At 43.1% G+C, this 23865-nt stretch carries 22 protein-coding genes; 3 read left to right on the plus strand and 19 right to left on the minus strand.

Going from position 1 to position 23865, the window contains the following annotated elements; all coding sequences use genetic code 11:
- Positions 1-32: 32 nt before the first annotated feature.
- From ACGHEH_RS06785 to ACGHEH_RS06830, 10 genes are all read right to left on the minus strand, one after another.
- Complete coding sequence (locus tag ACGHEH_RS06785) at positions 33-1154, minus strand: FAD-dependent monooxygenase (RefSeq protein ID WP_390443219.1); 1122 nt, start codon at positions 1152-1154, stop codon at positions 33-35.
- A 92-nt stretch (positions 1155-1246) separates the two neighbouring features.
- Positions 1247-2341 carry a DUF5700 domain-containing putative Zn-dependent protease gene (locus tag ACGHEH_RS06790; protein ID WP_390443222.1) on the minus strand — a complete coding sequence of 365 codons (1095 nt, stop codon included), beginning with the start codon at positions 2339-2341 and terminating at the stop codon, positions 1247-1249.
- Between the two features lie 153 nt (positions 2342-2494).
- Entirely contained in the window at positions 2495-2959 is a 465-nt protein-coding gene (locus ACGHEH_RS06795; protein WP_390443225.1) for a nuclear transport factor 2 family protein, read from the minus strand.
- Between the two features lie 368 nt (positions 2960-3327).
- Complete coding sequence (locus ACGHEH_RS06800) at positions 3328-3921, minus strand: LysE family translocator (RefSeq protein WP_390443227.1); 594 nt, start codon at positions 3919-3921, stop codon at positions 3328-3330.
- A gap of 124 nt (positions 3922-4045) precedes the next feature.
- Positions 4046-5218, minus strand: coding sequence for a 2-methylaconitate cis-trans isomerase PrpF (gene prpF / locus ACGHEH_RS06805; RefSeq protein WP_390443229.1), 1173 nt, complete (start codon positions 5216-5218; stop codon positions 4046-4048).
- Positions 5219-5265: 47 nt separating this feature from the next.
- Entirely contained in the window at positions 5266-7857 is a 2592-nt protein-coding gene (acnD, locus tag ACGHEH_RS06810) for a Fe/S-dependent 2-methylisocitrate dehydratase AcnD (RefSeq protein ID WP_390443231.1), read from the minus strand.
- A 158-nt stretch (positions 7858-8015) separates the two neighbouring features.
- Entirely contained in the window at positions 8016-9137 is a 1122-nt protein-coding gene (prpC, locus tag ACGHEH_RS06815) for a 2-methylcitrate synthase (protein WP_349287749.1), read from the minus strand.
- Between the two features lie 84 nt (positions 9138-9221).
- Positions 9222-10100: a methylisocitrate lyase gene (gene prpB, locus ACGHEH_RS06820; RefSeq protein ID WP_058032543.1), complete on the minus strand. Its 879-nt coding sequence runs from the start codon at positions 10098-10100 to the stop codon at positions 9222-9224.
- Between the two features lie 58 nt (positions 10101-10158).
- Positions 10159-10818, minus strand: a complete 660-nt coding sequence (locus ACGHEH_RS06825) for a GntR family transcriptional regulator (RefSeq protein WP_349287750.1) — start codon at positions 10816-10818, stop codon at positions 10159-10161.
- A gap of 679 nt (positions 10819-11497) precedes the next feature.
- On the minus strand, positions 11498-11707 hold the full coding sequence (locus ACGHEH_RS06830) for a cold-shock protein (RefSeq protein WP_058031834.1): 210 nt from the start codon (positions 11705-11707) through the stop codon (positions 11498-11500).
- Positions 11708-12180: 473 nt separating this feature from the next.
- On the opposite strand from ACGHEH_RS06830, the gene ACGHEH_RS06835 reads away from it, so the two are divergent.
- Positions 12181-13308, plus strand: a complete 1128-nt coding sequence (locus tag ACGHEH_RS06835) for a GNAT family N-acetyltransferase (RefSeq protein ID WP_390443236.1) — start codon at positions 12181-12183, stop codon at positions 13306-13308.
- On the opposite strand, the gene ACGHEH_RS06840 is transcribed toward ACGHEH_RS06835, so the two are convergent.
- Positions 13288-13878, minus strand: coding sequence for a DUF938 domain-containing protein (locus tag ACGHEH_RS06840; RefSeq protein WP_390443239.1), 591 nt, complete (start codon positions 13876-13878; stop codon positions 13288-13290). The two genes, ACGHEH_RS06835 and ACGHEH_RS06840, sit on opposite strands and share 21 nt — an antisense overlap.
- A 194-nt stretch (positions 13879-14072) precedes the next feature.
- On the opposite strand from ACGHEH_RS06840, the gene ACGHEH_RS06845 reads away from it, so the two are divergent.
- On the plus strand, positions 14073-14255 hold the full coding sequence (locus tag ACGHEH_RS06845) for a hypothetical protein (RefSeq protein ID WP_390443242.1): 183 nt from the start codon (positions 14073-14075) through the stop codon (positions 14253-14255).
- A 72-nt stretch (positions 14256-14327) separates the two neighbouring features.
- Here ACGHEH_RS06845 and ACGHEH_RS06850 read toward each other — a convergent pair whose 3' ends face one another.
- The 3 genes from ACGHEH_RS06850 to ACGHEH_RS06860 are packed head-to-tail and all read right to left on the minus strand — an operon-like array spanning position 14328 to position 17499.
- A complete protein-coding gene (locus tag ACGHEH_RS06850; protein ID WP_138479187.1) occupies positions 14328-15458 on the minus strand; it encodes a sodium ion-translocating decarboxylase subunit beta in 1131 nt (376 codons plus the stop codon).
- Positions 15459-15466: 8 nt separating this feature from the next.
- Positions 15467-17248, minus strand: a complete 1782-nt coding sequence (gene oadA / locus ACGHEH_RS06855; RefSeq protein WP_390443246.1) for a sodium-extruding oxaloacetate decarboxylase subunit alpha — start codon at positions 17246-17248, stop codon at positions 15467-15469.
- Positions 17249-17262: 14 nt separating this feature from the next.
- Complete coding sequence (locus ACGHEH_RS06860; protein ID WP_138479190.1) at positions 17263-17499, minus strand: OadG family transporter subunit; 237 nt, start codon at positions 17497-17499, stop codon at positions 17263-17265.
- Between the two features lie 441 nt (positions 17500-17940).
- On the opposite strand from ACGHEH_RS06860, the gene ACGHEH_RS06865 reads away from it, so the two are divergent.
- On the plus strand, positions 17941-18414 hold the full coding sequence (locus ACGHEH_RS06865; RefSeq protein ID WP_390443248.1) for a YcxB family protein: 474 nt from the start codon (positions 17941-17943) through the stop codon (positions 18412-18414).
- A gap of 30 nt (positions 18415-18444) precedes the next feature.
- On the opposite strand, the gene csrA is transcribed toward ACGHEH_RS06865, so the two are convergent.
- From csrA to ACGHEH_RS06890, 5 genes are all read right to left on the minus strand, one after another.
- A complete protein-coding gene (csrA, locus tag ACGHEH_RS06870; protein WP_058031817.1) occupies positions 18445-18636 on the minus strand; it encodes a carbon storage regulator CsrA in 192 nt (63 codons plus the stop codon).
- A gap of 91 nt (positions 18637-18727) precedes the next feature.
- Entirely contained in the window at positions 18728-19948 is a 1221-nt protein-coding gene (locus ACGHEH_RS06875; RefSeq protein WP_349287757.1) for an aspartate kinase, read from the minus strand.
- Positions 19949-19962: 14 nt separating this feature from the next.
- Positions 19963-22566, minus strand: a complete 2604-nt coding sequence (alaS, locus tag ACGHEH_RS06880) for an alanine--tRNA ligase (protein ID WP_390443251.1) — start codon at positions 22564-22566, stop codon at positions 19963-19965.
- Between the two features lie 4 nt (positions 22567-22570).
- A complete protein-coding gene (locus ACGHEH_RS06885; RefSeq protein ID WP_058031811.1) occupies positions 22571-23032 on the minus strand; it encodes a regulatory protein RecX in 462 nt (153 codons plus the stop codon).
- A complete protein-coding gene (locus tag ACGHEH_RS06890) occupies positions 23032-23838 on the minus strand; it encodes a BPSS1780 family membrane protein (RefSeq protein WP_349287759.1) in 807 nt (268 codons plus the stop codon). Before ACGHEH_RS06890 ends, ACGHEH_RS06885 begins: the two co-directional genes overlap by 1 nt.
- Positions 23839-23865: the final 27 nt, after the last annotated feature.

Genomic DNA, 23865 nt, shown 5'->3' on the forward strand with positions numbered 1-23865 from the left:
TTAACCGCGTTTTTCAAAGTTAATCTATAGCTTTAATCAAGTTCATTTAACAGTTTTCGCCAACCCACAACATTTGCTGGGCCTTTCAATCGAATAATACTATTGCGAATAAATCGACCGATTGGTGAACGCCCTAACCCTGCTAGCTTAATGATTTTATTAGACTCAGATACCGTCCAAGCGACCCGTTCCGCTCTGGCTATTTTATAGGCCTCTAGGGCTTCATCTACAGCCTTATTACTTAAATTATCTACAAGACAGTTTATATCTTCTAAAGACATACCTGCACCTTGCTGCAAACTTGGTGGGCAGCCATGTAGCGCATCTCCAACTAAAACCACACGATCAAATACTGATTTTGTTTGCTCTACACTCTTAAGTTGCCCCAGCACTATATGCTGTTGTTCGGTTAAGTCTTTTACGCATTGCGCAACAGGCACATCATACTCTGAGAAGATATCTTGCAGTGCTTTATCACTCGGTAATGCAGCATACTGACCTTGCTCATCCATAATTTGACCATAACAATACACCTCACTGTCACTGATTGGGTAAATCATAAATGCAGAGTCATTACCCACATAGTAAGTCGGCTGTATATTGGCTTTAGGCTTTTTAGTGATAAAACGCCAGTTAGTGACTTGATGAGTCAGCAGTGATGCATTTGGTTGAACCATACCTCTTGTGGCTGAGTTAATTCCATCAGCCGCAACGACAAGGTCATACGTTTTACAAGCGCCAGTATTGAAAGTCACCGACACTTCTTTATTTTCTTGTCTGAGTGCTGTTGGCCAAGTGTTTAACTGCACATCAGTTGCCATACCGTCTCTTAAAACAGACATCAGCGCATCGCGCTTCAAAGCGACAAAAGGCGCTTTATTTAAAGGCGCTTCATGTAATGAAGCAGAGGCTAAGGTCTTGCCCGAAGAGAGTGCATATTCGATTTTATCAACTTGAAAAGCAAGCTGTTTAACCTGCTCGGCCAAATCTAGTTGCTCTAGCGCTAGCATGGCATTGGCAGGTAAACAAATCGCAGCGCCTTCAGAAGCCAACTCTGATGACTTTTCAATAATATCAATCTCATGACCGAGTGGCTCTAAGCGACGATACAAAGCACAACCCGCAATGCCCGCTCCAACAATTAATATGCGCATTAAATTATTCTCATAACATGTGAATTTAAGCGCAATATAACATTAGATTAGCCTGAAAAGTCATCTTATCAGCATGATTTTATGTTTACTTTTTAAAACGATGCACGTTGACGATACGCATCTACGACGGCCTGCGAAAACTGAGGTTGCTGCGTACCAAGTCGTTCGACAGCTTGATTGTAAAGATGCGGAAACGATCTTGGCGCCACCATAGATTCAACAAGTTGTTCCTTCATGCCTGCTTTAACTATGGTTTGTGTCATATACCAGCCGACAACGTGACCCCATAGAGGTAAACCTACTTTTTGAAAAGCCATAAAGTCAGCATTTTCATGATCACTTGCCGCTTCGCTCATGACTTTATTTAACGCGATTACATAATTGGGCGCTTTTTTTAATTCACTCGCAAAGTAATTTTTAATTTCATCAGAAAATGGTGATCGCGCTTCTAGAAAACGTGATTTGTCTATCAGGTTAGCGACCCCTTCGTGCTGTAGGTGGTCAATGGCTCTATCGAAGCCATTTTCTCTATCTAGTGGCTTTGCCAATTTGATTTTTGCACGTAGATTATGGTGCAACTCATGGGCGCCTAGTTCAAAAGGTGCATGTAAGTCTGACAAATACCCGAGGTAAGGGTCGAGTACTACACCCACAGCACTCGCATGGGCGTTTTGTCCAAAGAAACCAAATACATATTGTGTGGCTTGCTTTGATTGAAAAGCCTTTGGGATCCATTGATTGGCGAGTGCTAACGAGCGTTCAACGGCATCAGAGCCAGTCAGCATATTTTTGTATTCATTGATCCAATCTAAGTTATATAAAGCTGTCCTTAAATGTTTCACCTCTTGCTTTTCGAAAGCATTTAATGCGTCAAAGTGCACAGCTTTCATTGGCAGGAAAGCGATTTCGAAACGGTTTTTTAATTTTTCTTGAGTCAGATCCGAAATACTAAACACCAACTGATAGGCGTTATGAGAAAAAAGTTGCTGCCATGCTTGTTCAGATGGACTTATACCCATTTTGAGCTGATTCACGATGCGAATACCATCAGCTAATGACGAAAAATCGTATTGGCTATGTGAAGATATGTGCGTGTTTACAGTTGATGAAGCGTAAACTTTACTTGGTAAAGCTGCATTGGTTAATGCCACCGTAGATAATATGGCAGCCGAGATAAGTGATTTCATTTTTGTTCCCCAGACGTTGACGCTAGGTAACTTAAACAAGTTTAAAAATGAAACAAGTTTAGCACGCTAAAAAGCCCATGTTTTGAGATAAACTGCGAGTGGTCTTTATGACTACTCGCTCAACTAAGTCTATTATAAACAAGCTTTTTATTTTTAAGTTTTAGGTTTAGCCACAAACGTCTTATTCACGATACGCCAAGCGTCATTAAATTTATATAACACTAAGTAATCTATGTAATGGGTTTTTGATGTTTCGAAATTCAACTTAACCATGGCCATTTGCTCGTCAACAACATCTATCGAGAGGATATGGGCTTGCCAGTGATCTTTGGTTGGCTGCTTAAATATCTTGGCAAAGTCACCCAGCTTTTGACTGCGAATACTTTGTTTGCCAGTTTCTTTATCTGTCACGATAGACTTTATATGACCATTTTCTAGCTCAAAAGCTTGCGCTATTAAAGCTTCATCTGACTCTGCGATACCTTTAAAGTAACTGTTTACCGTTTTAACAATATCATTATGCTCAGCATTAAAGGTGGCTTTTGCACTGCTTGCGCCAGAGAAAGACACAACGGCTGCAAACGCAATGACTTGTAGACTAGATTTTAAATTCAACATAGGTGTTCCTTGACAGTTCTGCTCTTATACCAGTCCGCTTAACTAAGTAGCCTATTTTGAGGCAAGAAAACCTTGTTGGTAGCACCGCTCACGCGTCCTGCTATCGCTGAGGTACCTACATCCATGTAGGCAAGGCAAATATTTCGTTATTTAGTTGTTCTCGGCAATTGCTCCTGCATTGCCCTACCTTCTGCATCCATGCAGTCGTAAATGAGAAACCTTTAACGCAGCTATCATCAGGTTTAATCCCTCAAAATAATTAAGTGTTATTGCGGATTGGTATTAGCCTCTCTCACCCTGCTTACTATGTAAACGGCTAATAAGTAACAATTTGTGTGTTTCTTTCAACAAAAGCTTGGTGTGAAAACTTAAAGAAAATAAGACGCGCCAATGCTCGATAATAACAGCAATGCAAACGCAATCCTCAGCCATTTTGCTTGATCGGGTTTTGCAAAAAAGGGTCTGAGTTTACTGCCAATTGCCATCCATAATCCATCAACGATGACGGCTACAATAAAGCTTACCGTAGCAGTTAACATGGCACTGTAAACAGGAGAACTTGTTGGGATCATAAAGTTCGCGAAAATGGCTAGAAACGCGGCGTAAGCTTTTGGGTTGATTAAATTTAATATAAAGCCATCTTTAAAGCTTGGCGCTGCCCCTGCTCTTTGCTCTATACCACTGGTATTACTCGCGATCTTATACGCCACATAAATTAAGTAGGCGGTTGCGATACCTTGGCAAATGAGTTTAACCGTTGGGAATTGCTCAAACAAACTGCCTAACCCCAACGCTAACAAGCTTATTGCCACCAGCAAGCCAAGCAGAATACCAGCAAGAAACCCTAAACCTTGCTTAAAACCAAAACTGGCACCGACACCAGCGAGGGCAAGCGGTGCAGGGCCGGGCGAGCCTAATAAAAGTGCGGTAGTGAGTGCGAGGGTGATCATTGCTTCTATCATTTATTCCAATCCCTTTACTTTGAAAATATAAATACGGAGTGATTCAGCCATTAAAAAAGGCCCTCTCGGGCCTTGGGAGTATCACAACTCATGAACAATTTGCTTAACTTTTTCCTAGGTTAACCTAGTCTTGCGGAACGCGTACTGAGCCTTCCATTAATATTCGCGCGCTGCGGCTCATGACCGCTTTTTCAGCCAGCCATTTACCATCAACAAGTTTTGCAGCAGCACCCACTTTTAATGTGCCTGATGGGTGACCAAAGGTAACGCTTTCGCGCTCAGTGCCACCAGCAGCCAAGTTCACTATGGTGCCAGGAATTGCAGCAGCGGTTGCAATAGCAACAGCCGCTGTGCCCATCATGGCGTGGTGAAGCTTGCCCATCGAAAGTGCACGGACACACACATCGATGTCAGACTCGGCAATCGCTTTACCACTTGAGGCGGTGTAAGCCTGAGCAGGTGCAGCAAACGCAATTTTAGGCGTATGCTGGCGTACTTTTGCTTCTTCTATATCTTTGATCAAGCCCATTTTCACTGCACCATGGGCGCGAATGGTTTCAAAACGCTCAAGCACGGCTGCATCACTGTTAATAGCTTCTTGTAGCTCTGTGCCTGTGTACCCTAAATCTTCTGCATTAAAGAATAGGGTCGGAATACCTGCGTTGATCATGGTCACAGGGAAAGTGCCAATACCCGGCACTTCAAGACTATCAATCAAGTTACCTGATGGGAACATATCGCCTTCGCCGTCAGCTGGATCCATAAACTCAACCACCACTTCGGCAGCAGGGAAAGTCACGCCATCTAACTCAAATTCACCGGTTTCTTGCACTTCTCCATTAGTCATAGGGATATGCGCGATGATGGTTTTTTTGATGTTTGCTTGCCAAATGCGCACAACCGCAATGCCGTTTTCAGGCACACATTCAGCTTCAACTAGGCCACTACTGATCGCAAATGCGCCTACCGCAGCGGTTAAGTTTCCGCAGTTTCCGCTCCAATCGATAAAAGGTTTATCAATCGCAACCTGACCAAATAGGTAATCTACATCGTGATCAGGCACATCACTTTTTGCCAGAATCACGGTTTTACTGGTGCTTGACGTTGCACCGCCCATACCATCGGTGTGTTTTGCGTATGGATCAGGGCTGCCAATCACACGTAGCAATAGATTGTCACGTGCTTCGCCTGCAACTTGTGCTGCAGCGGGTAAATCAGCAAGGTTAAAAAAGACCCCCTTACTGGTGCCGCCACGCATATAAGTTGCTGGTACTTTAATTTGTGGTTTGAAAGCCATTTAAAAATCCTTCAAAAGCGAATGAGAAAGCCTCATTCGCTTATTTATTAATTATTAGCTTCTAAAAAGTCTTGTGCGAATCTTTGAAGAACACCGCCAGCCGCGTAGATTGATACTTCTTCTGCAGTATCAAGACGACATAGCATAGGCACTTCTACACGCTCGCCGTTTTGACGATTAATCAATAAGGTTAACGTTGCGCCCGGGCTTGGCTCACCAATAACGTCATAGGTTTCAGTACCATCAAGACCGAGTGTTTTACGGGTTGTACCGGCTTCAAATTGCAGAGGTAATACACCCATACCGATTAAGTTTGTGCGGTGAATACGCTCAAAACCTTCTGCCGCAATCACTTCAACACCCGCTAAACGCACACCTTTGGCCGCCCAGTCACGTGATGAACCCTGACCATAGTCCGCACCAGCCACAATAATCAACGGCTGCTTGCGTTCCATGTAGGTTTCGATGGCTTCCCACATGCGAGTTACTTTACCTTCTGGCTCAATACGCGCTAATGAACCCTGTTTTACCTCACCGTTTTCGTCTAACACCATTTCGTTAAACAATTTCGGGTTCGCAAAGGTTGCACGCTGCGCGGTTAAGTGGTCACCACGGTGGGTTGCATATGAGTTAAAGTCTTCTTCTGGCAGACCCATCTTCGCCAAATACTCACCGGCAGCACTGCTTGCTAAAATTGCATTTGATGGTGATAGGTGGTCGGTAGTGATATTGTCACCTAATACAGCAAGTGGACGCATGCCTTTCATGGTGCGCTCAGCTGCTAGTGCGCCTTCCCAATATGGTGGGCGGCGAATGTAGGTACTCATTTCTCGCCAGTCGTAAAGCGGATCGTTCTTCTCGCCATAATCGACGTTTAAGTCAAACATTGGCTCGTATACTTGGCGAAATTGCTCAGGCTTCACGCTTTTTGCGATAACTGCGTCGATCTCTTCATCCGTTGGCCACAAGTCTTTCAGGGTAACAGGGTTACCGTCTTGGTCATGTCCAAGGACATCTTTTTCGATGTCAAAACGAATAGTTCCTGCGATCGCGTATGCCACAACCAATGGTGGAGACGCTAAGAAAGCTTGCTTTGCATAAGGGTGAATACGGCCATCAAAGTTACGGTTACCCGACAGTACCGCTGTAGAATATAAATCGCGGTCGATGATCTCTTGTTGGATTTTCGGGTCTAACGCACCACTCATACCGTTACAAGTTGTACATGCAAATGCCACAACACCAAAACCTAATTGCTCTAACTCTGGTAATAACTCGGCATCTTCAAGATACATTTTTACCGTCTTAGAACCCGGTGCCAGAGATGACTTAACCCAAGGCTTACGAGTTAACCCTTTTGCGTTGGCATTACGTGCGAGTAGACCTGCTGCAATCACGTTGCGCGGGTTAGAAGTATTGGTGCAGCTGGTGATAGCAGCGATGATCACCGCGCCATCTGGCATTTTGCCTTCTTCGTTTTCAACTGTGCCAGCAATACCCGCTTGTGCAAGTTCTGAAGTAGATACTCGGCGGTGTGGATTTGAAGGACCTGCGATATTACGACCAACCGTTGATAAATCAAAAGTAAGAACGCGCTCGTATTCTGCAGTTTCTAGGCTGTCGGCCCAAAGGCCTGTTTCTTTTGCGTAGTTTTCAACAAGCTGCACTTGCTCGTCGTCACGACCTGTGATCTTTAAATAATCGATGGTGTGTTGGTCGATATAGAACATCGCAGCCGTTGCACCATACTCTGGTGTCATGTTTGAGATGGTTGCACGGTCACCAAGCGTTAAGCTTGCTGCACCTTCACCGTAAAACTCTAAGTAAGCGCCGACTACTTTTTCAGCTCTTAAGAATTCAGTGATTGCGAGTACGATATCAGTTGCGGTAATGCCCGGTTGTGCTTTGCCTGTCAGTTCAACACCAACAATATCTGGTAGGCGCATATAAGAAGCACGACCTAACATGACGCTTTCGGCTTCAAGGCCACCAACACCCACTGCAATGACACCCAGTGCGTCAACGTGTGGCGTGTGACTATCGGTACCAACCAATGTGTCCGGGAATGCTACACCGTCACGGGCATGGATAACTGGCGACATTTTCTCTAGGTTGATTTGGTGCATGATGCCGTTACCCGGTTGGATAACGTCAACGTTTTTAAATGCGGTTTTTGTCCAGTTAATAAAATGGAAGCGGTCGTCGTTGCGACGGTCTTCAATGGCACGGTTTTTCTCGAACGCATCTTTTTCAAAACCAGCGTGCTCAACCGCAAGCGAGTGATCAACAATAAGCTGAGTCGGAACAACTGGATTTACTTTAGACGGATCGCCGCCTTTTGCAGCAATCGCATCACGTAAGCCAGCCAGGTCAACAAGAGCGGTTTGGCCCAAAATATCGTGACACACAACACGTGCAGGGAACCAAGGAAAATCTAAGTCGCGTTTGCGGTCAATTAACTGCGATAAGCTAGCATCTAGCTTATCAGGCTCACAACGGCGAACTAGATTCTCTGCAAGTACACGCGATGTGTAAGGGAGTGTGGCATACGCGCCTGGTTTAATAGCATCAACGGCTTCACTGGTATCGTAATAAGCAAGTTGAGAGTTAGGTAAGATTTTACGGTATTTGGTATTCATAACTTTCTGACTTATTTATCCCATCGTCTTTCAAATTACATAGGTTTTAGCTGCCTACGTGAAATATGAAATCCATAGGGTAAAAACTTAAGCACTTGTCTTAAGTTGGAGTGACGGTAGTGAGTGACAAAGTCAACCTCTGTCACTCAAACTTCAAATTAACGCTCTGAAATTGGCGTTACAGGACGTAGCTCTTCACCTGTATATTCCGCTGAAGGGCGAATAATACGGTTGTCAGCACGTTGTTCCATCACGTGTGCAGCCCAGCCCGTTAGACGAGACATTACGAAGATAGGCGTGAATAGCTTAGTCGGAATACCCATGAAGTTATAAGCTGATGCATGGAAGAAGTCAGCGTTACAGAAAAGCTTCTTCTCGCGCCACATTACCTCTTCACAACGTACTGATACAGGGTAAAGTACGTCGTCACCCACATCTGCCGCTAGCTTTTCAGACCAGCCTTTGATGATTTCGTTACGAGGATCTGATTCTGAATAAATCGCGTGACCGAAGCCCATGATCTTCTCTTTACGCTCAAGTTTACCCATCATTTCAGCTTCAGCATGATCTGGTGAAGTAAAGCCTTCGATCAGTTCCATCGCTGCTTCGTTAGCACCACCGTGTAGTGGACCACGAAGTGAACCAATCGCCCCCGTTACACATGAGTGCATGTCAGAAAGCGTTGATGCACAAACACGCGCTGTGAAGGTAGACGCATTAAACTCATGCTCTGCATAAAGAATTAAAGACACATGCATAACTTGCTCGTGTAATTCTTTTGCTTTTTCGCCATGTAGCATTGTAAGGAAGTGACCACCAATTGAATCATCATCTGTTTCAACGTCAACACGCACACCATCATGACTAAAACGGTACCAGTAACAAATGATACTTGGGAAAACGGCTAGCATGCGGTCAGTTACTTGGTCTTGCTCATCAAATGTCGCTTCACCTTCAAGGTTACCTAACATTGAACAACCCGTACGTAATACATCCATTGGGTGTGCGTCTGCTGGAATACGCTCTAGTACATCTTTAAGGGCCTGAGGCAGACCGCGCATTGCACGTAATTTGTCTTTATAAGCATCTAGCTCTGCTTGCGTTGGTAGGTGACCTTTTAAAATTAGGTGCGCCACTTCTTCAAACTGACAGTTTGCTGCCAGATCTTTTACGTCGTAACCACGGTAAGTTAGGCCAGAACCCGATTTACCTACTGTTGATAATGCTGTTTTACCCGCTACTTGTCCGCGTAGGCCTGCACCGCTTAGTACTTTTGCCATGATGTTGTCTCCTGAATTATTTTTACCTGCTGGGTATTGATATGTGCTGAGTGCAGGTTCATTGCCTGCACTTCAAAATTACTATTACTTATTTTTGCCTTCGGCAAACAACGCATCAAGCTTCTGCTCGTAGTCGTGATAGCCAAGGTAATCATAAAGATCCATACGAGTTTGCATGGTATCTATGACAGCTTTTTGATCGCCGTTTTGTAAAATGCTTTGATAAACCAGTTCAGCGGCTTTGTTCATTGCACGGAATGCACTTAGTGGATAAAGCACCATATCTACGCCCCACTCACCAAGTTCTTCTTTGTTCCAAAGCTCTGTTTTACCAAATTCTGTGATGTTCGCTAAAATTGGCACATCTAGCGCTTCGCTAAATGCACGGTAGTGCTCTTCAGTTTGTACGGCTTCTGCAAAAATGCCATCAGCACCCGCAGCAACATAAGCTTTTGCACGCTCAATCGCCGCTTCTAGGCCTTCTTGTGCGAATGAATCTGTACGCGCCATGATGAAGAAATCAGGATCGGTACGCGCATCGACTGCCGCTTTAATACGATCAACCATTTCTTCGGTTGAAACGATCTCTTTGTTTGGGCGGTGACCACAGCGTTTTTGCGCAACTTGGTCTTCCATATGCACAGCTGCTGCACCGGCTTTTTCCATATCACGAACTGTTTTTGCGATATTGAAAGCACCGCCCCAACCTGTGTCAATATCAACCATCAAAGGTAGGTCGCATGCTGAAGTAATACGTTGTACATCAGCAATAACGTCGTTTAGAGAAGTCATGCCTAAATCAGGAAGACCATAAGAGGCATTTGCAACACCGCCACCTGATAAATAAATTGCTTGGTGGCCGATTTTCTTCGCCATCATTGCGCTGTAGGCATTAATTGTGCCCACGATCTGCAGAGGTTGATTGGCTTTTAATGCATCGCGGAATTTCTTACCCGCACTGATAGTTCCTGTTGTCATCTTGATGATCTCTCTAGTTATCCTGAAAATATGTATAAGAAGCTCACTGGTTTAGCTTGGCTTCGATATTATTTTTTGAATACATAATGTGTCTGCGCATCAACATTTCAGCCAACTCAGGGTCGCGATTACTGATGGCTTGTACTATATGTTTATGCTCGTCAAAAGCGGTACTCACACGAGGGCCCGCCATGCCTAACTGCACGCGATACATACGCACCAAGTGATATAGGCCATTGACCAACATATTAATTAAATGATTATTTTTGCTGCCGAGAATAATGCGGTAATGAAAATCTAAATCGCCCGCTTCTTGATAATAGCGCTCAGTGGTTTTGATATTTTCTGACTGGCTATTCAAGAGCATTTTCAGCTCTGTGACTTCGTCATCAGACATATTAGTTGCAGCAAGACGCGCCGCCATGCCTTCTAGTGACTCACGAACTTGGTAAAGTTCGATTAACCCCTCAGGGCTTAATGCCACCACACGTGCACCCACATTTGGCTTGCGTTCAACCAAGTTACAGCTTTCTAAACGGTTAATAGCTTCTCGGACTACTGCACGGCTTACTTCATACTTTGTCGACAACTCAGTTTCACTAAGTTTTGCTGATGCTGGGATTTCACCCTCTACAATCTCTTTTCTTAAACGAAAAAACGCTTTATCGGAGGCTGTTACAGCATTTTCATGAAAAATCGACATAGTAAATCTTAAAGCCGTGTTTAGTAAGTTGTAGACAATATAGTAGCGGTTTACGTGAACGTCAACCTAGAAATAACAAGATTGTCGACAATATTTAAATATAGTGTTTATAAGTTTGGTGAATATAGGGATGGTGAGAGTGAATAGATTAGGTTATAGGTAAAGAGGTTTTTGTTGGGGTTTAAGTTAAGAAGCTAAGTTCACTATTGAGAAATGAAATAAGTAAATTTTGTTTTGTATTACATCCATGTAGCTTCGCCCATCGGGTATCCATTCCCTCACCTCCTCGTGCTACGAAACTTTGTCTCGATCTTAATAAGAATTGAGTTGTAATACTTCCATGTAGCTTGGGTCCGGTTCGGCCATCCAAGGCCTCACACTCAACGCTAGTCTTGCTGCGCGCACTATAAACGAAAAATTTTGGATGCTGTGTTGTTTTACGTCCATGTAGCATTGCCCATCGGGTATCCATACCCTCACCTCCTCGCGCTGCGAAACTTCGTTTCGGTCACTCGTCGCCCTTGCGCAAAACTAATCTTGCTTCGATAGGATGTATGGTTCTAATGTGGTTAATCTTGCTCTTTTCACCTTGCGCAAACAGCGCGAACTGCGTTCACTAGTTTGCACCACATATAAAAAAAGCAAGCGAGTGCTTGCTTTCTTGTTAAGTGATTAACACTTAAAGTACAGTGATGTTCTCAGCTTGTGGACCTTTTTGACCTGTAGCTAATGTGAACTCTACTTTCTGACCTTCAACTAGAGTGCGGAAACCGTCACCTTTGATAGCGCTGAAGTGTGCGAAAACATCTGGACCATTTTCTTGTGCAATGAAACCAAAACCTTTTGACTCGTTAAACCACTTAACGGTACCAGTAACTGTATTAGACATAATATGCATATCCTGATCTTTAAAATTAACTATGCCCTTGTGGGCGCATAGAGCAAAAACTAGACGGTACTTAAAAACTTCAGGACGGTACTACAAGTATGACTCATACAATAACGTGGTGGAAATTTATAAACACTGACAAATTTTTGTCTGTCTTCATAGTAAAGCCCTCTCATGCTAAGTCAAACGATTTTAGGTCAAAAATTGATTAATTTTTAATTACAGGTAGATCTCTCACACACCATAAGGAATACAATCACAAGTTACATTATTGTATATAAATCAACATAGTTATGATCAACCAACTAAATCGGCGGATAAATTGGCTTATGTCACAGGAGTTTCAAAGCTGAATACTTATTAAGCATACAAAGTTCTAACCTTGCTTTTTTATTTAGTGAATAAGGGCAGTTTAAGGCAAAATTAAATCTGATATCATACCATTTAAATTAGCCTTAATTTCTGTACACCCCATGACCTATCAGCACGAGTTTATAGACTCTATTTCAAATATCTCGGAGCATACTTGGAACTCACTTACAAATGAGCACGTATTTTCCAGTTATACTTGGCTCGGCGCATTGGAAATCAGTGAATGTGTAAATAAACAAACTGGCTGGCAGCCTCAGCACCTTGTCATTAAGCAAAACGATCATATAGTGGCTATCTTGCCAGGCTATTTAAAAAACCACTCTTATGGTGAGTACGTCTTTGATTGGGCATTTGCTGAAGCCTATGAAAGATATGGGCTAGAGTATTACCCTAAATGGCTATGTGGTGTACCTTTTACCCCAGTGCAAGGTCCTCGCATTCTTTGCCAGCACATCACGCCTGAATTAATAAGTTATATAGAAGCGACTTTGTTTGAGTTAAGTGAGAAAGGCTTCAGTGGTATTCATCTTAACTTTTTATCTGAACACGCACATTTTGCCAACACCACATTAACCCCAAGACGCAATGTGCAATTTCACTGGCAAAATAAAGGCTATCAAAGCTTCAGTGACTTTCTATCAGCGCTTAATGCTCGAAAGCGAAAGATGATCAGTAAAGAGCGATTAAAAGTACAACAACAGAGTTTAACCATTCGCTGGTTTTCTGGTGATGAGATTAATGGCGCCTTACTTGATGCCTTTTATTTAAGTTACCGTCTGACTTATTTAAAGCGCTCGGGCCATAATGGCTATTTAAATCGCGAATTTTTCGCCCTGATAATAAAAAACTTACCTCATGCTGTTCGTTTATGCTGCGCGTTCAAAGATGATGCTATTGTTGCCACTAGCCTTTATTTTGTTTCAGGCGATACCCTATACGGCCGCTATTGGGGGGCTATTGAATCCCAATATGATTCGCTTCACTTTGAGCTATGTTATTACCAAGGTATTGAACTTGCGATAAAAGAAGGCATCACCACTTTTGATGCCGGCGCGCAAGGCGAGCATAAACTCGCCCGTGGCTTTGAACCCGTTTGGCGCCACTCTTACCACACCTTGTTTAGACCTGAGTTTAAAATCGCGCTACAAGACTATTGCGAAAGAGAAGCCCAAGCCTTACAGCAGTACTTTATTGAATGTGAAGCTAAATTACCGTTTAAACACCAATAGTCGGTTATTCGCTGGCATTTCATGGTCTTGAACTAACTCAAAGCCTTGTTTCTTCACCAAAGAAACAACCCACTCTTGATCCCGAATACCACTTTGTGGGTCTCTTGCCCTTAACATGGCATCGAAGCCTTGGTTACTTTCACTGGTAAACTGTCCATTGTAGTTAAACGGGCCATAAATGAATAAATGACTTTGCGAATGACTGTGTTTAGCGGCACCAATGATTAGCTTTTCAACCAAAGACTCAGACACAATATGAAGTGTGTTCGCGGTGTAAATTGCATTGTACTTTTCATTCACAGGCCAATCATGATTTAAATCTAGGGTAATAGGCGCAATTAAATTACCCAGCTTAGCTTCGTCTAACCAAGCGTTGATCCCTTCATGATGCATGGCTTGATCTGCCGTTTGCCAAGTTATATTCGGAAGATGCTTTGCAAAATGCACAGCATGCTGCCCGGTGCCGCTTCCTATTTCTAAAATTTTTTCTTTATCTGTTAGATATGTTTGTATCTTATTCAGAATTGGAGCTTTATTGTTTGCACACGCTTGAGAATATGGCTTTGTCATGGTCTTTTTGCACTAAATTGAGGAGTTACTGCCCGTTATTGATGCAATTAATTTAAGAAATAGCAAGCGAGATCAATAAATCTTTTCTATAACTACTTAAAGTGTCTACATAAGTTTTTCTTGGTACAACTTCTGCAAAACAAACTACACAGAGATACCAATACTTCAAAGCGTGCAACTCGAGGAGAGATAAGATGAAGATTTCAGAGATCACCCAAATGCCATCTGAATTAAAGAGCCAAGGCGTCATCAAAGAGAATAACGAAGAAGATTTAAAGAAAAGTAAGTCTTACAAACAAGAAGTCGCAAATCTTATGCAGCTCGAAGAACAAGAGAAAGAACATACAGAGCAAAGCTTTTTGTATGGTTATAACTAATACAATTACGCCAAATCAAAAAAAAGCGCAGCCAGCGGCTGCGCATTTAGGTTGGAAGAAATTTATTTCTAACTAGCCAACAAGTGCTAACAAAATACCTGCAGCAACGGCACTTCCGAGTACACCTGCTACGTTTGGTCCCATAGCATGCATTAACAAGAAGTTATGCGGGTTATTCTCTAGGCCCACTTTGTTCACTACGCGTGCCGCCATTGGTACCGCTGATACCCCTGCCGCGCCGACGAGTGGATTAATTGGGTGTTTCGAGAACTTATTCATAATTTTCGCCATAAATACGCCAGAAGCTGTACCAATTGAGAAAGCCAAAGCACCAAGCACTAAAATACCTAACGTCTCAACCGTTAAGAATTCAGTCGCTGATAACTTAGAGCCCACCGCTAAGCCTAAGAAAATAGTCACGATATTAATAAGCTCATTCTGTGCTGTGTTGCTTAATCTGTCGACAACACCACACTCACGCATTAAGTTACCTAAACAGAACATACCAACCAGCGGCGATGCTGACGGTAAGAACATAATCGCTAAGCCAAGTACCGCCAGAGGGAAAATAATTTTCTCACGCTTTGTCACATGGCGTAGTTGTGGCATTTCAATCTTTCTGTCCTCTTCAGATGTCAGTGCACGCATGATCGGCGGCTGGATGATTGGTACTAAGGCCATATAAGAATATGCTGCTACCGCAATCGCGCCCAAAAGTTCTGGTGCAAGCTTTGAGGCTAAGAAAATAGCTGTTGGGCCATCTGCACCACCAATGATGGCAATTGCTGAAGCATCCTGTAGGGTAAACTCAAAGCCCGGCACAAAGTTCAGCGCAATAGCCCCAAATAATGTCGCGAAAATACCAAACTGTGCTGCAGCACCCAGTAGTAACATACGCGGGTTTGCAATCAGTGCACTAAAGTCTGTCATCGCGCCCACGCCCATAAATATCAACAGCGGAAAAACACCACTATCAATACCGATATAGTAAACGTAGTACAACAAGCCGCCTGGCTCTGCTAAGCCAGCAACTGGAATATTCGTTAATATTGCACCAAAACCAATTGGTACAAGGAGTAAAGGTTCAAACCCTTTTGCTATAGCAAGGTAGAGTAAACCACAGCCCACCGCCATCATGACTAGAGCTGGCACGGTAAAGTTGGCAAGGCCCGTTGCTTGCCATAAATTTAACAACCCGTCCATGTGACCTCCTATGCAAGCTCAATCATGGCATCGCCTGTTGCGACAGAGTCACCTTCAGAGACTAAGACATTTGCAACCGTACCGCTGTGCGTCGCGCGCACTTCTGTTTCCATCTTCATGGCTTCCATGATCATGACTACATCGCCTTCAGCTACAGCGTCACCTGCACGCACCAATAACTTAAAGATGTTACCAGCAAGCGGAGCATTCAGTGTTTCGCTCGTACTGACCGATGCTGACTGCGGAATAAGCTCACTGTCTTTCACTTGCACTTCTTTAAGTTCACCACCTGGTGCCACAACAACGTCATATACTTTGCCATCAACTTGCACACTGTAACGCTCTGTTGATTGTGTTTGTGGAGAAGCCGGTTTTGCTGCAGGCGCAGGCTTTTCAGTGGTAACTAAAGTAGGTTTCGGCTCAAATGCATCTGGGTTATTACGATTCTTAAGGAACTTAAGACCGATCTGCGGGAATAACGCATAAGTTAACACGTCATCGACTTGTTCTTCAACCAACTCAATGTTGTCTTCTTTGGCTTTCGCAACTAGCTCAGCCTCAAGGCTATCAAGTTCTGCATCGATTAAATCTGCTGGGCGACACGTGATCGCTTCTGCACCATCTAATACGCGTTGTTGTAATTGTGAGTCAACTTCAGCTGGTGTTGAGCCATACTCACCTTTTAACACACCTGCAGTTTCTTTTGTGATGGTCTTATAACGCTCACCAGTTAGAACGTTTAGTACCGCCTGAGTACCAACAATTTGTGATGTTGGAGTCACCAGCGGAATAAAGCCAAGGTCTTTACGAACAGCCGGGATCTCTTTTAGAACATCATCTAGCTTATCGCCAGCACCTTGTTCTTTAAGCTGGTTTTCCATGTTAGTTAACATACCGCCAGGCACTTGAGCGAGTAAGATACGGCCATCAACGCCTTTTAAGCTACCTTCAAATGCCGCATATTTCTTTCGAACTTCGCGGAAGTAACTCGCAATCTCTTCAAGCTCACCAAGGTTTAAACCTGTATCACGTGCTGTGCCTTCGGTAATTGCCACCATAGTCTCTGTGGCACTATGACCATAAGTCATACTCATAGACGAAATAGCGGTATCAAGCATATCAATACCCGCATCGATTGCTTTTTGGTATGTCGCTGTACTTAAACCCGTTGTCGCGTGACACTGCATGGCAATTGGCACTGACACGGTATTTTTAAGTTCAGTGATCAGTTCTTCTGCATCATAAGGCTTTAATAAGCCAGCCATATCTTTAATACAGATTGAATGACAGCCCATGGCTTCTAGTTTTTTCGCCTGTTCTAGCCACATGTCTAAAGTGTGAACCGGACTCACAGTATAAGAAATGGTACCTTGCGCATGCGCTCCGACTTTAATCGCGGCTTTAATCGCTGTTTCGAGGTTTCGGACATCATTCATGGCATCGAAAATACGGAAAACATCAACGCCATTATGATGTGCACGTTCTACAAATTTTTCGACCACGTCATCGGCATAATGGCGATAACCTAGTAAGTTTTGACCACGTAAAAGCATCTGCTGCTTGGTATTTGGCATGGCTTCTTTTAAAGCGCGAATGCGATGCCAAGGATCTTCGCCCAAATAACGGATACAAGAATCAAAGGTTGCACCACCCCAAGATTCAACAGACCAATAACCGGCTTTATCTAGTTTCTCTGCGATTGGTAGCATATCTTCTAGGCGCATTCGCGTAGCAAGCAATGATTGGTGTGCGTCTCTTAAAACCAATTCAGTTAATTTTAACTTTGACATAGTGGACCCCTTTATTATTTTGATCTGTACTGAGCGATAGCTGCACTGATTGCAGCAATGTGCGCGTTAGATACGCCTGTTGATGCTGGGCGTTTAGTAGGTTGACGTTGTGGCTTTGCTGGTTCATCACCACCTGCGATAAGTGATAACTTGCTTACAGCAAAAATTAAGATAGATAAGAAGGCAAAAACCCCAACCATGCCGGTAAGCATTAAGCTGGCTGCCTCTAGCAACAATGCGCCTATATCCATGTTCTCCCCCTTTTTCACAACGCGCCTTGCGTCATTAATCATTTTTTATAAATATTTATTCAACATCATAACAAACGAGCTCAACTTGTAAACAATATTGTAAATTGGTAATACCAATATTAAAAGTTAAACAATAGCAACAACTTAACTGTAAAATACTGATTAAACGAATGAATTACTGAGATAAATATGAAAAATATTCAAAATAGCGCAGGTTTATTTAAATACTTTTAAATAAAAGTGATAAATAGGTTACATAGATAAGTTTTAAAAACGGAAACAAAAAATGGTAAGACCAAGAAGCCACTAAACAAAATACCGTTATGACTGAATAAAAAATGTATACTCATACTTAATGCAAGTCGCATTAAAAAATTTCAAATACGCATACACCATTCTTTTTTGATAAAATTGGCAGCAAATAAAGATTAATGAGTTGCTATGTATAAACACGAATTTACCCTTGATAAGCCTTACTATCAGGAGTGCTTTGATGAGTCCGAAAAATTTGGCAAAGCTAACAAACCTAAATATGCGTTAGTCGGTTTTCTAACCCTGCTCGGTTTAGTGTCTATTTATGGTTTAGAGAATGGCTACCTGGGGAATTTCTTAATCATTTTGGCAGTCATTGAATGCATTTCATATTACTATCGCCGTCCTTGGTGGGTTGCCAGACAGATGATCAGCAGAGCAAGTGGCTCCAATGTGATTGTTGAGATTGACGAAGAAAAAATTAAAGCAGCTAACCCATATAAATCGTTTGTATTTAATTGGCAAGACATCACCAAAGTTATAAAAACAGACAGAGGTCTACTGATCTATTCACTAAGAGGTGCACAATATTTATCTTTAAGTGCATTGGATGACGAGACGGTTGACTTTATCTTAGCGCAAAAAAAAGCCACTAATGAATAGTGGCTCCTTAAATTATTCGCTAAAAGCTGATCAGATGTTACCTGTTGCAGGACCAGACTTTTCAGCCTGAATTCGCATGTAAATCTCTTCACGGTGAACTGAAACATCTTTAGGTGCATTAACACCAATACGTACCTGGTTACCTTTAACACCTAGTACAGTTACAGTTACTTCATCACCAATCATTAGGGTTTCACCCACTCGACGAGTTAGTATTAGCATTCTATTGCTCCTGTTATTCCAAAAATTAGAAGATTCCGCGTCAATTTCATTTTAATGAAAAGTATTCATAAAAGTAAGCAAAAAAACCATTTTACTCAATACTTTCCAATAAAAATGTGCTGTGCAATGCTCTAACAGCCAATTCTAGGTACTTTTGCGGCAGCAAAGCCGAAATTTTCATTTCGGATGTTGTCACTAAGTCAGCTCGAATATTCTCGTGAGACATTGCCGTATAGAACTGTGCGATAACTTCTACATGAGACTTCAGGCCAATGCCTATTACAGACACTTTAGCCACTTCCTTATCACACGCCAATTCAACAAAACCGAGACTTTCTTGCTGGTGTGTCAAAAGCTCAATAACTTGATGATGATCATTACTGTGCACAGTAAAAGCATAGTCTATTTTATCAAGTTGGTGATTTAATTGGCTCAACATATCTACCGCAATGCCCGCATCAGCCAATACGGTGAGTAGACTTGCAAAGATCTGTGGCTGATTTGGTAACTGCTTAAGGGTAATTAACACCTCATCTTTACTGGCAGCCACACCTGAAACTGGGGCTTTGTTCATATCTGGCTCCTCGTAAGTAATTAATGTCCCCTTTGAGTGGCAAAAGCTCGATAACACTCTAAGTGGTAATCGATAGTGACCAGCAGCTTCAACCGAACGCAAGTGCAAGACTTTCGCTCCAAGGCTCGCCATCTCTAACATTTCATCAAAGGTAATTTGCTCAAGACGACGCGCATTCGGCTCAATACGAGGATCTGTGGTGTAAACCCCATCTACGTCTGTGAATATCTGACATTCAGCCGCTTTTAATGCACCCGCTAACTCAACCGCCGTAGTATCTGTGCCACCACGGCCTAGCGTTGTTATATTGCCTTCTCTATCTCGCCCCTGAAAACCCGCCACAATCACGATGCGATTATGTTCCATTTCTTGGTTTAAGCGGTCGGTACAGATTGACTCAATTCTCGCTTTACCAAACATGTTATCGGTTTGAATACCAATTTGATCAGCAAGTAAACTTATTGCAGGATGTCCACGGCGAATGATGGCCATAGCCAAAAGCGACGCAGTCACTTGTTCGCCAGTAGTCACCAAAACATCAAGTTCACGGCTGCTAGGACGGCTGTCAATTTCGTGTGCGAGAGAGATTAAACGATTGGTTTCACCAGACATTGCAGAGACAACAGCAACGACTTGATGACCCTGTTGTTGGGTTTTTATGATGATATCGGCGACAGCCTCGATACGCTCAATCGAGCCTACCGAGGTGCCACCAAATTTTTGAACAATTAATGCCACGAGTTACATCGCAATTATTGCGTCTTTTCGCTCACCCATGCATTAACGCTTTGCAGCGCAGCGTCAAGGTTTTCAGGCTGTGAACCACCCGCTTGAGCCATGTCTGGACGACCACCGCCTTTACCGCCAACTTGTGCAGCCATGTGATTTACTAGTTCGCCTGCTTTTACTTTGCCAACTAAATCTTTCGTCACACCTGCAATTAGACTTACTTTATCGCCATTCGCAACACCTAGCGCGATAACACCAGAACCCATCTTGTTCTTAAGGTCATCAACCATGCCGCGAAGCGCTTTCGATTCAGTACCAGCTACATTAGCAACTAATAATTTCACGCCATTTACGTCAACGGCAGATTCAATTAATGAGGCACCGGCTGCACTTGCAAGCTTGTCGTTAAGCTGAGTAACTTGCTTTTCAAGGCCTTTAGATTTCTCAATTAGGGCTGCCACTTTTTCAAGTACGTTACTTGCATCACCTTTCACAAGCGCTGCAATCTCGCTTAGCTGTGCTTCTTGCTCAGACACATAGTTAACCGCATCTTCACCGGTTACCGCTTCGATACGACGAACGCCTGCTGCGATACCACCTTCAGACACAATCTTGAATAGACCGATGTCACCAGCGCGCGATACGTGTGTACCACCACATAATTCGATAGAGTAATCACCGATTGACACAACGCGTACTTCATCATCATACTTCTCACCGAATAACGCCATCGCACCTTTTGCTTTCGCCTCGTCGATGTCCATTAATTCAGTTTGTAGTGCGAAGTTCTTACGGATCTCAGCGTTCACTAAGTCTTCCACTTCACGAAGCTGTGCTTTAGTCACGCCTTCAAAGTGTGAGAAGTCAAAACGTAAGCGATCTGGCATCACTAATGAGCCTTTCTGTGCTACATGCTCACCAACGACTTGGCGTAATGCTTCGTGTACTAAGTGAGTCGCCGTGTGGTTTTTCTTGATGTTTTCGCGACGCTCAGCATCAATGTGTGCATCGGCTTTATCGTTTACACCAATGCGACCAACTACTTTACCATGGTGTGCAAATGCATTGCCTAGTTTCGTCGTGTCAGTAACAACAAACTCGCCACCAGCTACTTTCAATGAACCGGTATCACCAACCTGACCACCAGACTCTGCGTAGAATGGAGTGCGGTCTAATACAACAATACCTTCTTGACCATCTTCTAATACATTAACAGCTTCACCTTGGCTGAATAGTTCAACCACAGTACCGCTATAATGAGTTGCATCGTACCCTTTAAAGTCAGTCGACTTTTCAGACTTAAGCTGCTCATTGTAATCAGCACCAAACTTACCGGCTTGCTGCGCTTTCTTACGCTGAACTTCCATACACTCTTGGAAGCCACGCTCGTCAATTGTCATGAAACGCTCACGCGCAACATCGGCAGTTAAGTCAGCTGGGAAACCGTATGTGTCGTAAAGTTTGAATACTACATCACCTGGGATCACATCACCTTTAAGGTCTGCTAGGTTTTCTTCAAGAATCGCCAAACCACGGTCTAGTGTTTTACCGAACTGCTCTTCTTCAATACGTAGCACTTTTTCGATGATCTCTTGTTGCTTAGCAAGCTCTGGATACGCTTCACCCATTTCTTGAACAAGTGCTGCAACAAGCTTAAAGAAGAATGCGCCTTCTGCGCCTAGCTTGTTACCGTGGCGAACCGCACGACGAATGATACGACGCAGAACATAACCACGACCTTCGTTTGATGGCATCACCCCATCGGCAACTAAGAACGCACAAGAACGAATGTGATCGGCAACCACGCGAAGTGACTTATCTTCTAAGTCTTGCGCATTAGTTACTGCCGCAGCGGCTTTGATTAGGTTTTGGAATAAGTCGATTTCATAGTTTGAGTGAACACCTTGCAAAATTGCAGCGATACGCTCAAGGCCCATACCTGTATCAACTGATTGCTTAGGTAATGGCTCCATCGTGCCGTCAGCATGACGGTTGTATTGCATAAATACGAGGTTCCAGATTTCGATGAAACGGTCACCGTCTTCTTCAGGAGAACCTGGAGGGCCACCCCAAATGTGTTCACCGTGATCATAGAAAATTTCAGAACATGGACCACAAGGACCTGTATCACCCATAGACCAGAAGTTATCAGACGTATCGATTTTGATGATACGGTCTTCAGGCACGCCCACTTCTTTTGCCCAAATGTCGAACGCTTCATCATCAGTGTGATAAACCGTTACCATTAACTTTTCTTTTGGTAACTGAACAACTTCAGTTAAGAACTGCCATGCAAACTTGATGGCATCTTGCTTAAAATAATCACCAAAGCTGAAGTTACCAAGCATTTCAAAGAAAGTATGGTGACGTGCAGTGTAACCTACATTTTCAAGGTCATTGTGCTTACCACCAGCACGAACACAACGCTGTGAGCTAGTCGCTCGCGTGTAAGGGCGCTTTTCGCCACCTAAAAATACGTCTTTAAATTGCACCATACCCGCGTTAGTGAAAAGTAACGTTGCGTCGTTACCCGGCACTAGTGAGCTTGAAGGTACAACTTGGTGTTGTTGTTTGGCAAAGTAATCTAAAAACGATTGCCTTAACTGTGCGGTAGTCATTTGCTGCATTTGATCAGTCACCTATTGTTGCTTGCATTGCAAAATTAATTTCTTCATAGCCAAATCCACGGTACATCATGTATCTCACCCGTTTGGCTTTTTCTTTATAATCGAGTTGTTTATCGCCTAAGCCATATTTTCTTTGGTAGGTCTCTAACGCTAATTCAAACCAATCTATTTCTTGTTCTTCGATTAGCGTCATCAGTTGGGCCCGATCAACCCCTTTATTTGTCGCTTCGGCCAAAACGCGTTTTTGACCTAAGCCTTTATTTATTTGTCTGCGTAAAAAGCTCTCGCAGTAGCGTTTTTCATCAATATACCCTAAGGACTCACACCAGCTTAACAGCTGTTCTATGTAGTCTTCACTCGCATCTTTCATTCTCAGTTTTTGTGCGAGTTCTTTTTTTGAGTATTCTTGACGACCTAATAGCCACAACACGTAGTTTTTAAGTTTTTGCTTTGTTTGCTCATCCATTAAGCGTCAAATCGACCTGTGTTGATTGCGCTTGATTGCGACGCTTGTTTTTCGCCCTGCCCGTTATTGTCACTGGTATCATCAGCAGGAAATATCGCCTGATATGAACAGAAAAAGCCAATATAAGCCACTGGCATGATAACCAGTAAAGGCACTAAACTTAGTGGCATTGCTGCCAGTATTAATACACCGATCACCAAGCTAAATACAATAAGCGGTGCCATATTCGCTTGAAACACTTTTAATGATTGGCCAAGCGCATTGAAAATACGGTTTTCACCTTTGAAAAAGACCAAAGGTAGCGCAAAGGCAAACGCCATTAAATTCACAGCATGGGCTAATAAAAATACGCCAAGGTTGCCAATCGACAAGGTACTCATCACTTCAGCCAGTAATTGCTCATGATTATGGTTTTCTGCTGCCTGCTGCATCAGCGCGAAAGTTTCAGAAAATAAACTGTCAGCTAATAATGTCAGTAAAATCACTGCGCCCATTTGATATAAGCCAAGCCTAAATAAGTTTAAGCGACGGCCTTTGATCGAAAACGGTTTAAGTATATCGGCAAGACTGATGGTTTTACCTTGCTGCTTGCTAATGACGGCCAAATAAAAGCCGATCGTTAGAAAAGGCGCCGTAAATGCTGCAACTAATTGCAATGGAGGAAGCACCAAGGGGATCAATGCAACAACAATCATAAAAATGTACATAAACATAAAAGTCATCGGCTGGGTTTTAAAGATATTCCAACCTTGCTTTAACCACTGCAAACCCGCAGAAGCACTAAAAACATTTATCTTTGAAGACATAAAGACCTAAAAATAATCAAAACACTG

It is taken from the genome of Pseudoalteromonas sp. MTN2-4 (assembly GCF_042848605.1).
Classification (GTDB): domain Bacteria; phylum Pseudomonadota; class Gammaproteobacteria; order Enterobacterales; family Alteromonadaceae; genus Pseudoalteromonas.

What these genes read in the sequence shown, in the direction of transcription:
- ACGHEH_RS06785 (WP_390443219.1), bottom strand. Translation starts at nt 1,154, where the DNA reads ATGCGCATATTAATTGTTGGAGCGGGCATTGCGGGTTGTGCTTTGTAT.
- ACGHEH_RS06790 (WP_390443222.1), bottom strand. Translation starts at nt 2,341, where the DNA reads ATGAAATCACTTATCTCGGCTGCCATATTATCTACGGTGGCATTAACC.
- ACGHEH_RS06795 (WP_390443225.1), bottom strand. Translation starts at nt 2,959, where the DNA reads ATGTTGAATTTAAAATCTAGTCTACAAGTCATTGCGTTTGCAGCCGTT.
- ACGHEH_RS06800 (WP_390443227.1), bottom strand. Translation starts at nt 3,921, where the DNA reads ATGATAGAAGCAATGATCACCCTCGCACTCACTACCGCACTTTTATTA.
- prpF (WP_390443229.1), bottom strand. Translation starts at nt 5,218, where the DNA reads ATGGCTTTCAAACCACAAATTAAAGTACCAGCAACTTATATGCGTGGC.
- acnD (WP_390443231.1), bottom strand. Translation starts at nt 7,857, where the DNA reads ATGAATACCAAATACCGTAAAATCTTACCTAACTCTCAACTTGCTTAT.
- prpC (WP_349287749.1), bottom strand. Translation starts at nt 9,137, where the DNA reads ATGGCAAAAGTACTAAGCGGTGCAGGCCTACGCGGACAAGTAGCGGGT.
- ACGHEH_RS06825 (WP_349287750.1), bottom strand. Translation starts at nt 10,818, where the DNA reads ATGTCGATTTTTCATGAAAATGCTGTAACAGCCTCCGATAAAGCGTTT.
- ACGHEH_RS06830 (WP_058031834.1), bottom strand. Translation starts at nt 11,707, where the DNA reads ATGTCTAATACAGTTACTGGTACCGTTAAGTGGTTTAACGAGTCAAAA.
- ACGHEH_RS06835 (WP_390443236.1), top strand. Translation starts at nt 12,181, where the DNA reads ATGACCTATCAGCACGAGTTTATAGACTCTATTTCAAATATCTCGGAG.
- ACGHEH_RS06840 (WP_390443239.1), bottom strand. Translation starts at nt 13,878, where the DNA reads ATGACAAAGCCATATTCTCAAGCGTGTGCAAACAATAAAGCTCCAATT.
- ACGHEH_RS06845 (WP_390443242.1), top strand. Translation starts at nt 14,073, where the DNA reads ATGAAGATTTCAGAGATCACCCAAATGCCATCTGAATTAAAGAGCCAA.
- ACGHEH_RS06850 (WP_138479187.1), bottom strand. Translation starts at nt 15,458, where the DNA reads ATGGACGGGTTGTTAAATTTATGGCAAGCAACGGGCCTTGCCAACTTT.
- oadA (WP_390443246.1), bottom strand. Translation starts at nt 17,248, where the DNA reads ATGTCAAAGTTAAAATTAACTGAATTGGTTTTAAGAGACGCACACCAA.
- ACGHEH_RS06860 (WP_138479190.1), bottom strand. Translation starts at nt 17,499, where the DNA reads ATGGATATAGGCGCATTGTTGCTAGAGGCAGCCAGCTTAATGCTTACC.
- ACGHEH_RS06865 (WP_390443248.1), top strand. Translation starts at nt 17,941, where the DNA reads ATGTATAAACACGAATTTACCCTTGATAAGCCTTACTATCAGGAGTGC.
- csrA (WP_058031817.1), bottom strand. Translation starts at nt 18,636, where the DNA reads ATGCTAATACTAACTCGTCGAGTGGGTGAAACCCTAATGATTGGTGAT.
- alaS (WP_390443251.1), bottom strand. Translation starts at nt 22,566, where the DNA reads ATGCAGCAAATGACTACCGCACAGTTAAGGCAATCGTTTTTAGATTAC.
- ACGHEH_RS06885 (WP_058031811.1), bottom strand. Translation starts at nt 23,032, where the DNA reads ATGGATGAGCAAACAAAGCAAAAACTTAAAAACTACGTGTTGTGGCTA.
- ACGHEH_RS06890 (WP_349287759.1), bottom strand. Translation starts at nt 23,838, where the DNA reads ATGTCTTCAAAGATAAATGTTTTTAGTGCTTCTGCGGGTTTGCAGTGG.